This window comes from Dellaglioa sp. CoH-57-MRSF-21 (genome assembly GCF_056781915.1).
Genome location: NZ_JBXAXU010000004.1, coordinates 105,784 through 118,600 on the forward strand (window position 1 = coordinate 105,784; position 12,817 = coordinate 118,600).

General features: G+C 33.4%; 12 protein-coding genes. 5 read left to right on the forward strand and 7 right to left on the reverse strand.

The genetic code is table 11. The features are described from left to right. Positions 1 to 18: 18 nt before the first annotated feature. Positions 19 to 1,290 (forward strand): replication-associated recombination protein A, encoded by a 1,272-nt coding sequence (locus AC1RPQ_RS05645; RefSeq protein ID WP_481761661.1) that lies wholly within the window; start codon positions 19 to 21, stop codon positions 1,288 to 1,290. A gap of 692 nt (positions 1,291 to 1,982) precedes the next feature. Next, positions 1,983 to 2,468: a universal stress protein gene (locus AC1RPQ_RS05650; protein ID WP_409022337.1), complete on the forward strand. Its 486-nt coding sequence runs from the start codon at positions 1,983 to 1,985 to the stop codon at positions 2,466 to 2,468. 34 nt (positions 2,469 to 2,502) lie between these two features. Here the strand turns inward: AC1RPQ_RS05650 and AC1RPQ_RS05655 are convergent, their stop codons facing one another. From AC1RPQ_RS05655 to AC1RPQ_RS05675, 5 genes are all read right to left on the reverse strand, one after another. Continuing rightward, positions 2,503 to 3,060, reverse strand: a complete 558-nt coding sequence (locus AC1RPQ_RS05655) for a DNA-3-methyladenine glycosylase I (RefSeq protein ID WP_481761660.1) — start codon at positions 3,058 to 3,060, stop codon at positions 2,503 to 2,505. 72 nt (positions 3,061 to 3,132) lie between these two features. Further along, complete coding sequence (locus AC1RPQ_RS05660) at positions 3,133 to 4,239, reverse strand: D-alanine--D-alanine ligase family protein (protein ID WP_409022784.1); 1,107 nt, start codon at positions 4,237 to 4,239, stop codon at positions 3,133 to 3,135. Positions 4,240 to 4,341: 102 nt separating this feature from the next. Next, a complete protein-coding gene (locus AC1RPQ_RS05665) occupies positions 4,342 to 5,652 on the reverse strand; it encodes an NCS2 family permease (protein ID WP_481761659.1) in 1,311 nt (436 codons plus the stop codon). 135 nt (positions 5,653 to 5,787) lie between these two features. Then, entirely contained in the window at positions 5,788 to 6,342 is a 555-nt protein-coding gene (locus AC1RPQ_RS05670) for a 5-formyltetrahydrofolate cyclo-ligase (RefSeq protein ID WP_481761658.1), read from the reverse strand. Between the two features lie 4 nt (positions 6,343 to 6,346). After that, positions 6,347 to 7,387: a zinc-binding alcohol dehydrogenase family protein gene (locus tag AC1RPQ_RS05675; RefSeq protein WP_481761657.1), complete on the reverse strand. Its 1,041-nt coding sequence runs from the start codon at positions 7,385 to 7,387 to the stop codon at positions 6,347 to 6,349. 200 nt (positions 7,388 to 7,587) lie between these two features. On the opposite strand from AC1RPQ_RS05675, the gene AC1RPQ_RS05680 reads away from it, so the two are divergent. Next, positions 7,588 to 8,304, forward strand: coding sequence for a DUF975 family protein (locus tag AC1RPQ_RS05680; RefSeq protein ID WP_481761656.1), 717 nt, complete (start codon positions 7,588 to 7,590; stop codon positions 8,302 to 8,304). A 30-nt stretch (positions 8,305 to 8,334) separates the two neighbouring features. On the opposite strand, the gene AC1RPQ_RS05685 is transcribed toward AC1RPQ_RS05680, so the two are convergent. Continuing rightward, positions 8,335 to 8,976, reverse strand: a complete 642-nt coding sequence (locus tag AC1RPQ_RS05685) for a DNA alkylation repair protein (RefSeq protein WP_481761655.1) — start codon at positions 8,974 to 8,976, stop codon at positions 8,335 to 8,337. A gap of 92 nt (positions 8,977 to 9,068) precedes the next feature. Between AC1RPQ_RS05685 and AC1RPQ_RS05690 the strand changes: the two genes are divergently transcribed. Together AC1RPQ_RS05690 and AC1RPQ_RS05695 are read left to right on the forward strand one after the other, a co-directional pair. After that, on the forward strand, positions 9,069 to 10,172 hold the full coding sequence (locus AC1RPQ_RS05690) for a baeRF6 domain-containing protein (RefSeq protein WP_481761654.1): 1,104 nt from the start codon (positions 9,069 to 9,071) through the stop codon (positions 10,170 to 10,172). Positions 10,173 to 10,274: 102 nt separating this feature from the next. Continuing rightward, complete coding sequence (locus tag AC1RPQ_RS05695) at positions 10,275 to 10,745, forward strand: nucleoside 2-deoxyribosyltransferase (protein ID WP_481761653.1); 471 nt, start codon at positions 10,275 to 10,277, stop codon at positions 10,743 to 10,745. Between the two features lie 92 nt (positions 10,746 to 10,837). On the opposite strand, the gene AC1RPQ_RS05700 is transcribed toward AC1RPQ_RS05695, so the two are convergent. Further along, positions 10,838 to 12,742: a M13 family metallopeptidase gene (locus AC1RPQ_RS05700; protein WP_481761652.1), complete on the reverse strand. Its 1,905-nt coding sequence runs from the start codon at positions 12,740 to 12,742 to the stop codon at positions 10,838 to 10,840. Positions 12,743 to 12,817 lie beyond the last annotated feature (75 nt).

Here is a 12,817-nt window from a genome sequence, read left to right on the forward strand (position 1 = left end):
ACGTGAAAGGAGCCACATATGTTACAACCACTTGCATTCAGAATGCGACCAACTAAAATTGAAGAAGTCGTTGGCCAACAACACCTTGTTGGTCCAGGTAAAATTATCAAACGAATGGTCGAAGCAAAACTGCTTTCATCTATGATTTTATACGGACCACCTGGCACTGGTAAAACGAGTATCGCCAGTGCTATTGCCGGATCAACTCAGTATGCATTTCGTAAATTAAATGCTGCAACTGATTCTAAGAAAGACCTTGAAATCGTAGCTGAAGAAGCAAAAATGAGCGGTACTGTTATTTTACTTTTAGATGAAATCCATCGATTAACGAAACCTAAACAAGACTTCTTATTACCCCACTTAGAAAGTGGCCAAATTATTTTAATCGGTGCAACAACAGAAAATCCTTACATTACCATCAATCCAGCTATTAGAAGTCGAACACAAATCTTTGAAGTTAAACCTTTAGACGAAAATGATATTGAAACTGCACTTGATCGTGCACTAGTAGATAAAAATATTGGTCTCGGAAATCTTAATATTAATTTAGAAGCTAATGCACGGTTACACTTAGCGCGAGCAACCAACGGAGATTTACGTAGTTCTTTGAATGCACTTGAACTAGCTGCTAAGTCAACCCCACCTGATAGTTCAGGTGTCATTACCTTATCACTATCAGTCATAGAAGAGTGTCTACAAAGAAAAGCATTAACCCATGATAAAGATGGCGATGCTCACTATGATGTTATTTCTGCTTTTCAAAAATCAGTAAGAGGTTCCGATGTTAACGCGGCTTTACATTACTTAGGACGTTTAATTCTTGCTGGTGATTTACCTACAATTGCAAGGCGTTTAATCACAATGGCATACGAAGATGTCGGATTAAGTAGCCCTGCAGCATGTGCTAGAACCTTAACTGCTGTACAGGCGGCAGAAAAAATTGGCTTTCCAGAGGCTAAAATACCTCTGTCTAACGCAGTAATTGATCTCTGCCTCTCACCCAAATCAGACTCGGCAAATGTTGCCATAAATAATGCAATTGCTGATATTGAAAAAGGTGGTTTTGGAGATATTCCTGCTCATTTAAAAGATTCACATTACAAAGGTGCTGCAGATTTAGGTCATGGTATTGGTTATAAATTTCCACATAACTATCCAAATGATTGGGTTGCCCAACAATATCTTCCAGATAAATTGAAAGATGCTAATTATTATGAGCCTAAAGCAAACGGGCGTTATGAACAAGGACTTAAAGAACAATATAGTAAATTACATCCATCAAAAAGATGATTTGTTGCCGCTTACATCATAATTGTTGCACCTTTTAAAAGTCTGTGCTATATTAAAGATGAAGTTCTGAAGTGTACGCGTTATCTTATTAGAATGTTGACCGAACAAATAATTATACCTAGGCGTCAACTTGATAGGCTAGCTAATTTCAAGCCTTTTCACTTGGTAGTTAGAGGCTAGTACAGTCGATGCCACCTGCTTCACTGCGGGCTCAACTCACGAAGATGATTAACGGCACTACGCGGATATTCCAAAGCTTTTGCTTTGATGGTCTGGGCAAACTATGTTTGCTCAGACTTTTTTTATTAAGAATAAAGGAGTCTTTAAATGTTAATTCGGATACTTTTAGCCGTTCTTTCACTCTTACTCTTGACTATCGGCTATTACTTATTCTCACATCGCAACAAAAATTTTATGATATTTAAACCTGAGTCAAACCAGGTGCTAAGCTCAATACTACTTGTCTTTGGGTTAATTATCTGTATTGAAAGCTTAGTTGGCTTAATTTCAGTAATCATTTTTATACCCATATTTTGTGGGATACTAGTTACTCTAGCCTGCCTTACGGTTGGTGCTTTAACAATTATTTTATCTTTTTTTATGCATTAATCTAACTTTGTAACCGTTTTTACTTCTATTTTCATTCGTTTTGTCGTAAAATAGAGGTATATAAAAGAAAGAGGTGGCCGACCATGTTACAACAATATAAAAATATTTTAGTTCCTGTAGATGGTTCTGATGAAGCAAAATTAGCATTCGAAAAAGCAGTACAAGTAGCTTTAAGAAATGGCGAAGATTCTACACTTCATCTTTTGCATGTTATTGACACTAGAGCATTCCAAAATATCTCAAGTTTTGATACGTCAATGGTTGAACAAGTTAGTGATACAGCAAAAGAGACATTGAATAAGTATATTGCACAAGCAAAAGCAGCTGGTCTTAAGAATGTTGACTACTCAATTGAGTATGGTTCTCCAAAAGTAGTTATTGCTAAAAATGTTCCTATTAATTTAGATATTGATTTAATTGTGATCGGCGCTACTGGATTGAATGCAGTCGAACGATTATTAATTGGTTCAGTTACAGAATACGTAACTCGAGTTGCTGTTTCTGATGTCTTAGTTGTTCGAACAGATTTAAATAACACACCTGCTCTTAAAAATAATCTTAAAAAATAAAAAAAGAAATTAGCCATAATTGGTTAATTTCTTTTTATTTTGTCTTGAATTTACATAAAGTAATATGGTCATCTACCATACCCATACTTTGCATCAATGAATAAATAATTTTAGGACCAACAAACTTAAACCCTAATTTCTTCAATTCTTTAGATAACTTTTTTGAAATGTCGGTTTCAGCTGGAACATCCTCTGCATGTCGCCAGAGATTATTAATTGGTTTATTTGCTACAAATTCCCATAAAAATGAATCAAATGATTGCCCATCTTGGTTCATTCTTATGATCGCCTGTGCATTCGCGATAATAGCGATAATTTTTTGCTTATTTCGAATAATATCTGCATTTTCCATTAGTTCCGCAATTTTATCTTCATCAAATTGACTAACTTTGTAAATTGAAAAATTTTCAAAAGCGTGATTAAAATGATTACGTTTATTTAAAACGGTCTTCCAGCTCAACCCTGCTTGCATTAATTCTAAACTCAATAATCTGAATAGTTGTTGATCGCCATAAAGCGGCTTTCCCCATTCTTCATCATGATAATCTTGCATTAACTGATTACCCGATTGGGCCCATGGGCATCTTTCCATATTCTATTCTCTCCTTCACTCAAATAAAAAAGATTACTAGTGCTGTCTCCAGACTAATAATCTTCTTAAAATTTAGATTTCAGGTAATTCAGTAAAGTCATAATGTAATTCTTTAACAGCGGCATGTTCGTCGAATGCTAATTGGATTAATTTATCAATTAATTCTGAATAACCAATTCCTGAAACTTCCCACAATTGTGGATAAAGCGAAATGTTTGTGAATCCAGGTAACGTATTTAGTTCACCAAGATATGGAATACCATCTTTAACTAAGAAATCAATTCGTGCTAAACCACGACAACCCAATGCTTCAAAAGCACGTAATGACATGTCTTGGATTTCTTTTGTTAATTCATCTGGTAATTCAACAGGCATTTCAAATTCCACACCTGAAGCATCAACGAATTTATTATTGTAATCGTAAAATACATCAGATTTAGGTACGATAACTGCACCTAATTTTGAAGCTTTTAAATCAGTATTTCCAAGAATTGAACATTCAATTTCATCAGGATTTTCGATTGATTCTTCAACTAAAAGCTTTGTGTCATATAAAAATGCATCTTCTATACCTTCAAGGAATTCTTTTTCGTTATGTGCCTTATGAATACCAACTGATGATCCTTGGTTAGCTGGTTTAATGAAAACAACTTCTCCAAGTTCCTTACTAATGTGTGCGTAAGTCATTTCAGCACGATTGTTGGCCTTAACAACCAAATATTTAGTATTTCTGATATTATTTAACGTTAACATTTTCTTAGTTAAATCTTTATCAAATGAAATTGCTGATGAACGAACATCACTACCAATATATGGTTTATCTAAAAGTTTAAATAATCCTTGAATTGTACCATCTTCACCCATATTACCATGAATAACTGGATAAAAAAGATCAATATCTTTAACTTCAGTTAAACTCATGATATTAGCTAACGGATTTGTAAAATCAATTGTTGGTAAGACATCTTCAACAACTTTTGCTTCTGGTTCGCCATCAAAAATGCGACGTGAAGCAGCATCTCCAAGTAGTACACCTTCCTTTGTAAACATGAATAAACTAACTTCGTACTTATTTTTATCCATTGCATCGTAGATATTATGTGCTGAACGTTTTGAAACGTCATGTTCTGATGAATTACCACCAAAAAGTAATCCAATGTGTATCTTTTCGCTTGTCATCATATTCTCCATTCCTATTGTATTATTTTTGTTCGCTTTAAACTCTTAGTCTAAATAATACCATGTTTATAGTAGATCTGTCATTTACGTTTGCTATTTTATTTAAACATTTAAAATCCACATGAAAAGTAAGAACACAAAGAACAGTCCGTACATGATTGGATGAACATCTTTTCGACGACCAGCAGCAATCATTGTAATTGGATAAAAAATCATTCCCAAAGCAATCCCGTCAGAGATACTATAAGTTAATGGCATACCAATTACAATTAAAAATGCTGGAATTGCAATTTCCATTTTTGTCCATTCGATTTTTGTTAAAGATTGTGCCATCAATACACCAACAATAATTAATGCTGGAGCAGTGACCTGTGTTGTTACAACTGATAATAATGGCGAGAAAAATATCCCGACAATAAATAATAATCCAGTTGTAACAGCCGTTAAACCTGAGCGTCCACCAACGGCGATACCTGCTGAAGACTCAACATATGCACCAACTGGAGATGTTCCTAAAACAGAGCCAGCAAGCATTGCTGTTGAATCAGCAACTAAAGCTTTACCGACACGAGGCATTTTATTGTCTTTCATGAATCCGGCTTGTTGAGCTAACCCAACAAGTGTTCCAGCAGTATCAAAGAAAGTAACTAACAAGAAGGTTAAAACGACTACCCATAACTGAACCGTGTTAATATCACTAATATGTTTAACGCCTTGCATAAATGTTGGGGCCAAACTTGGGGCACCGGCAACAACTTGTGTTGGCATTTTAATTAATCCTGTGATGAATCCTAGAATAACTGTTGCAAACATCCCAATAAAAATACCACCTGGAACACGTCTAACCATTAAAATTGCAGTAACAATTAAGCCAAAGATTGTTAACCATGTTGTACCAACGGTCAATGGACCTAGGCCCACAACTGTGGATTTGTTTGCGATAATTAAGCCACCATCTTGTAAACCGATAAAAGCAATAAATAAACCAATACCACTTGAGATAGCGTATTTTAAGTTACTTGGAATAGCATTAATAATCATTTCGCGTAGTTTAAAAATAGTAATTAAAATAAAAATTAGTGATGCTACAAATACACCTGCTAAAGCTGTTTGCCATGGAATTCCCATACCTATAACAACTGAATATGAGAAAAAGGCATTAATACCCAATGCGGGAGCTGTTGCTATTGGGTATTTAGCTAAAATACCCATTAAAATACAGCCTAAAGCACTTGATAATGCAGTTGCAGTAAATACTGCCCCTTTGTCCATCCCCGAAGCACTTAAAATCGTAGGATTAACAAATAATATGTAAGCCATTGATATAAACGTTGTAAAACCAGCTAACATTTCGCGTTTAACCGTTGTATGTAACTGATCAATTTCAAAATATGATTTAATGCGATTAATCATTTTAAATCTCCTTTTCATAAATACATTTGTTCGTGTTTATCTCATTAATGAGCAATTACAATTTTACTATATTCGTATATTAATGTAAATAATATTATTAAACTGTATTTTGTTAAGGATTTATTCAAATAGAACTTATACTGTAATAATTTTATCAATTTTAATATCAAACTGATTACTTGTCCATTTCTCAGAAATTACATTTTGAACGTCCAAACAAAGTGAAATTGTTTTTGGTTGATATTTTGCAATATACCGATCATAATAACCACCGCCAAAGCCAATCCTTTGATTATTCTCTAAATTAAACCCAACTCCTGGTACAATCACTAAATCTAAATTATTCTTTTCAAGTGCAACATTATATTCAGGTTCTAATAGTCCATAATCACTTTTTATAAGCACCTGTTCAATAGATAAGTAAGGTAAAAATGCAAGTTGCTTTTCAGGCATCGTTTTTGGTATATACACCCTCTTACCTTGAGACAGTGCCGCCAATAGTAATTCGTTAGTACTAAACTCAATCGATTGACTAATTGTTAATCCGATTGAATCAGCCGATTCCCATTCTTCAGATTGTAAAACTTTATCAATAATTGCCTTCTCCTGATTCCTTTTTTCAAGGACCTTATTTTTTGCCAAATCAACCATCTTGTTAATAATCATTTTTCTAATTTCTTTTTTACTCAATAGCTTATACCTCCGCGTTAAATTCACCAGTTATTACAAACTTTCCAATCATCTTACCATTTTCAACAACTTCAGAAGCCGTTCGTAAATTATCGGCGTTAATCCCCACCAATGATTTAGTCATCGTTGATTTTAGTTTGCCTTCATCTAATAACGTGGCTAAGCGATTTAATGTTTTACCTTGAGAGCTCATATCTGCCGTGTAATATACACCTTTAGTAAAAACTGTTAGCCATTTAAACTCATTACTTTTATTTTTTAATTTACCAATTGGTAAATTATCAGATGTGCCCACAATTGAAGTAATAATACCCTGAGGTCTGATGATATCTGCTGCTAAATCAAAATAAGTTTCTGTTGAGTGCAATATTAGAATACCATCAACTTCATTAATATTTAATTTAACTAATTGTTTCTTCAAATCTTTTCGGTGATTAATGACAATATCAGCGCCCATCTTTTTAACCCAATCGCTCGTTTCTAATCTTGAAGCGGTCGTGATAACAGTCAAACCAGCCCATTTAGCAAGTTGAATAGCAATAGAGCCTACACCACCAGCTCCATTAATAATTAAAACTGATTTTCCACTATTGGCATTTTTCTCTGGAATGAAATTTAATTTTTCAAATAATGCTTCCCATGCTGTTACACCTGTTAGTGGCATAGCGGCTGCTTCACTGTCTGTTATTTTCTTGGGTGCATTTCCAACTAGTCGTTCATCAACTAGCTGATACTCAGCATTACTTCCTGAACGATTATTGACACCTAAATAAAAAACCTTATCACCACTATTAAATTGTGTTACTTCTGATCCTATTTCAGAGACGACCCCGATTGCATCGAAACCTAAAATAAGTAATTTTTCTTCAGAATCAATTAACATTCTTGATTTATAATCTATTGGATTCACTGAAATACCCGTTACCTTCACAAGAATATCATGATTTTCAGGTGTCGGTTTATCGATTTTGACATCTCGTAATGCATTTTTATCTTCTGTCGGAAATTTTCCAAATGCTGCGATGGCCTTCATTTTATTTACCATTAGCTCACTCTTCTTCCATTAATATAGATTACGCTATTCATCTTACTACAATCTAACAAAAAGTTTGGTTTGTTTCACTTTTATACCGTCTAAAAATATTGAAATACTCACATTCTCAATCTGTCAGTATAGACTTAATATTTGGTTTAATGTATGCTTAAAATATTATTAAAACATATACAATTAAGGAGACACACATCATGGAAAAACCACTAAAAACGAGACAACAACTGAAATCTGAATCAAAGGCATTACTTAAAGGACACTGGAAGTCAGCTATCCTAGTTAGCTTACTAGCAATCCTTATTTTTATTGTTTATTCTCGCTTATATTCTACTGAGTACGCAGACATTATGAATTTATATTCTACTGAAAATAATAACCAATCATCAGCTATCAGTCCTATAATTTCAGCAACTGTCGTTGTTCTTTATCTTATTTTTCAAATTCTACTTGTAGGTGTTTCATATACATTCTTAACTTGGGTCAGTTCACAAAAAACACCAGAACATGCATTTACACAAAGTTTCCAAGTTTTCTCAAATGAATTATTTTTCCCATCTATTGGTATCGCCATTCTCAAAACCATTTATAGTACACTTTGGACTCTCTTGCTTATTGTCCCAGGAATTATTAAATACTATTCTTATTCACAAGTCTTTATGATTAACAAAGACTTAACAGATAACCCAAATCATCCTGACATCAGTATTAATAAAAAAATAACGTTAAGCCGTGAATTAATGAACGGACACAAATTTGATTTATTCGTAATAGAGTTAAGTCTGGTTGGTTGGTACCTATTATCAATCGTGACACTTGGAATTGGTTATATTTGGTACATGCCTTATCAACAAGCAATTAAAGCAAATTTCTACAGAGACCTTGCCGGAGATAAATTCTTAACCTTAAAATAAGCAAAAAAGACTGAATAAAATCAGTCTTTTTTATTTTGTCTTCACATGTTTAAGTCCTTCTCGCACAGCTAGCTTTGATAGATCATGGCTCTCAATAAAAGTTATAACCCAATTTTCATCAGTCTTAGCATACTCACGTAATGACCAACCAATCGCTTTTTGGATGAAAAATTCATCTGTTGTTCTATCATTCAAAATCATCTTTGATAAGTAAGCTAGATTAGTTTCTTCACGATAGCCTAACTGAAGATTTATACCCACACGACGCATCCAGAAATTATCATGGTTTTCAAATTGCTTACTAATATCGTTAAAATTTATCGGACTTAATTTTAAAAAGTCACTAATAACCTTACGTAAAGCATCTACTGAATCCCACCATGGTTTAACCTTAATTAACTCAACCAATACTTGGACTTCATCAACCGTCAATCGTTTAAGATTTTTTTGTGCTAAGTCGATTGCAACATATTGATACTCTCTTTCTTCACGACCATAATAAGCTAAAATTTGTGAGATTAACTCTTCTAGAGGCCAACTCTTAGATTCTTTCATCAAGTCCTTTGTTAGTTCACGTCGACTTGGTGTCTTAATCCCTAAGTAAGAAAAATTATTTTTCATGTAAGCTTCCATTTTTTTAATATTTTTGTTATCTTTTTCTAAATAAATCATATTTACTCCTTTTATGAAAACGTAACCATATAAGTTGGATAACCGTTTTCATGATGTTATACTAAAGGTAATCATATAAAGGGGGAACCATTATGTCAATGCATAACAATTTGAAAAAATTACTCACAATCAAAGAAGAACCCATTGTATCAATCTTTATCAAAACATATCCAGGTATTAATTTTGCTGCGAAGAATCAGTTAAAACTAAAAACTAGTTTAAAAACTGCCAAAGAAGCTCATTCGGATGTACCTAAGAAAACTTGGGAACTAATTGAAACACAATTGGTTAATTTTATTAATGAAATTGCAGATAAAATCGGTCAATTCCCTAGTATCGCACTTTACTTAACACCTAACGATTACTTTAAATTTAATTTAAATCACGCTATTGAAGTAGATAAAGTTATTGTTGGTCCTGAAGCATACACTTTACCTTTATTAGCTCAACAAGCAACAAAATTATCAGGAACAATCCTAAGCTTACACCGTGATTCATTTGAATTACATCAATTCAAAGAAGGTGTCTTATTGAAACAAGAACTCCCAGAGGATGCTCCTATCGACATGGTATCAACTCTTGGTCCTGAAAGTACAGATACCACGACCACTCATGGCCCTACTGGCGCCCTCCATGGGTTAAATACTAAGGATGAAGAAAAAGCGATTGATAATAGAAATTACTACTTGGCAATTGAAAAATTCCTAGTTACCCATCCCGAATTAATTTATAAACGTCTTTTCCTTATTGGACTACCTAAAAATCAAAGCTTATTCCATGAATTAACAAAATTAAAATCAGTTAATTCAGAAATTACAATTAAAAAATCACCTAGTGCCCTAACAACTACAGAAATTGAAAAAGATTTGTTAGATCAAAATCAAATTTTAATCAATCAAACAATTGATCATTTATTGGATCGTGCTCGTTCACTTGATGAAGTTAATCCAAGCAAAACAAACCCAATCGATTTGTTTGCTCTATTAACGCAACATCGTGTTAATACTTTATTAATTAACGAAGACGCTGTATTCCCTGGTTTAATTAGTGATGGTCAAATTATCGATACTGAACCTGGAAAAACAACCAATAACTTATTAAATGATTTAGCTAACTTTACTTTACGTAATAGTGGTAACGTTTACGTTATTTCAGCTGACCACTTTAATTCAGGTCAATTCGTTTACGGTGTTTAGAAATTGAAAAAGAAGACTTCATTGTCTTCTTTTTTTGTGCCCATTTTTAAAATGTCATGCTATACTTAAAAAAGCAAATATATATTCCAGGAGACGATATTAATGAATAAAGTTTATTTAGCAGGTCCATTTTTTAGCGACAAACAACGTGAACGTGTTTCTCAAGTTGTTGCAGCATTAAAAGAGAACAAAACAATTGATAGTGACAATATTTACTTGCCCCAAGATAATCAAAGTAAACAATATGAACAATTCAGTCAACAATGGCAACGTGCAGTTTATTTAGCTGACACACGCCAAGTTCATCGCGCAGACGTTGTTGTTGCTATCTTAGACTACAAAGAAGACGAAGATAACGAACCTGACTCTGGTACTATGTTTGAAGTTGGTATGGCAGTAGAAGCTCATATTCCAGTTATCTTAGTTCAATTTGAAGCTGGTCGTGTTATCAATCTAATGTTATCTGAAAGTTTAACTGCTTTCTTTGATGAGAGTAAAAATGGCTTAAATGAACTTTCTGAATATAATTTCAACGTTTTGGAAGAAAAAATTACAGAGAACGAAGTATTATAATATGCTACCTTTAAGTATTACGGATAAACAATCGCAGCAAAAAGGACATTATCATTTTGATAATGTCCTTTTAATTTGTCTTAATTAATCATTTACCAAATATTAACGCGTTCATCGACTGCTTTATACATTGCATCACTTGCAACAATATCAAAGGCATCATAAAATTCTGCTAAATTTTGAACTTGAATATTAGCACGCAACTTAGCAGGGGCATGAACATCAATTGATAATAACAATTGCATATACTGTGTTGAAGCCTTCATTCGCCATACTTGTGCCCAATTAATGAAAAATGCTTCAAAATCAGTATCGTCTTCAGATTTAGCCGCTTCAAGTGCACAACTAAGCCCACCAGCATCAGCAATATTTTCAGAAACTGTTAAAGTCCCATTAACTTTTTGGCCTGCGAATTCAGTTCCGTCAAATTCAGTAATCATTTGTTGTGATAATTCTTTAAAATGGGTCAAATCGGCTTCACTCCACCAATTATTCAAATTACCATACTCATCAAATAGCGCACCATTATTATCAAAAGCATGTGAAATCTCGTGCGCAATAACTGCTCCAATACCACCATAGTTAGCACTACTACTCTGCTCTAAACTATAAAATGGTGCTTGTAAAATAGCCGCTGGAAAGACAATGATATTTTTAAAGGGATGATAATAAGCATTAACTGTTGCTGCACTCATCTCCCAAAGATCACGATCGACAGGTTTATCCCACTTACTAAACATATCTTCAGTGGCTAATTTATCAAAGGCCATTGCATTCTCTAGCAATGTTTTTTCCATATTAACGTGCATTTTTTGATAAAGCGGGTTAATTTTATCTGGATACCCAACTTGAATACCTAATTTACTTAATTTTAAAATTGCCTTATCACGTGTAGTACTTGTTAACCAATTATTAGTAGCCAATCTATTTTGATAAACATTAATCATCTTTTCAACCATCTGTTGAACGTCTGCTTTAGCATCTTCACCAAAGTATTTATATCCATAATATTCGCCCACAACCCCACTATAGGTTCCCATGGCTAGATAATAAGCAAACTTTTGTTGTTTTTTCGGTGCCTTGCTTCCAGATAATGCACGCCCGTATTCACCAGCAATAACACGTAAGTCATCTGATAAATATGAACTAAGACTCCCTACTGTTTTAACAATTAACCAACTTTTAAATTCTGTAAAATGAGTTGTATTCACGAGTTCATCAATAGATGATAAAAATTTAGGTTCAGTCACAATTATTTTTTCTGGTTCATTCCCATTTAAAAGATTTTTAACAATTGATTTTAAATCTAAATTACTACTTTGTGAACTAAATTCTGTGAAACTTTGTGGGTTGTACGCTTTACTATAATCAGCTGATTCTTCAGCACTCTTGACATTTGGCACTAAGTTACGATCAAAAGTTAGTGCCTCTGTAATAACATGATTTGCATTTTCTTCACTATAATCTAAAGCAACTAATAACTTAGTCATCATCGCCCTAAATGCTTTAAGTAAACCTTCAGCTTGTGAATTATCTCGTTCATAATACGTTTTATCTGGTAAAACCAAACTCGGAGCTGCCACAAATAAAGCATTAATTTTAGCATTTTTCATATCAGCATCAACATCAAACCCAAGTGGTGTTGGATAACCCGCACGAACAAAATCTGCCCATTTAGTATCGAAATCAGCTAAACTTGTTAAATTTTCTAAAGGTGCTAAAACTTTTTTCAATGGTAAGGTTCCTTCTGATTCACGTCGATCAAAATCAGCTGCTAAGGCATAATAGTTTAAAAATTCTTGCATTAATGGTGCTTTAACACTAGAATCAGCTGACATTTTTTCAAAATCAGCCATCAAAGTTTTATCAATTTCATCAGCTAAATCATTAAAACCACCCGTCGCAGGTTTATCATCAGGAATTTTGGCAGTTTTTAACCATTCACCATTTACTGCTTCGTATAAATCATCTTTAATTAATTGTTTATTTATAGTCATTATTTATCTCCTTTTTAGTTTTATATGTAGCTAGTATAAACGTTATTCTAGTGTTTTAATAATAATTTACTTGAA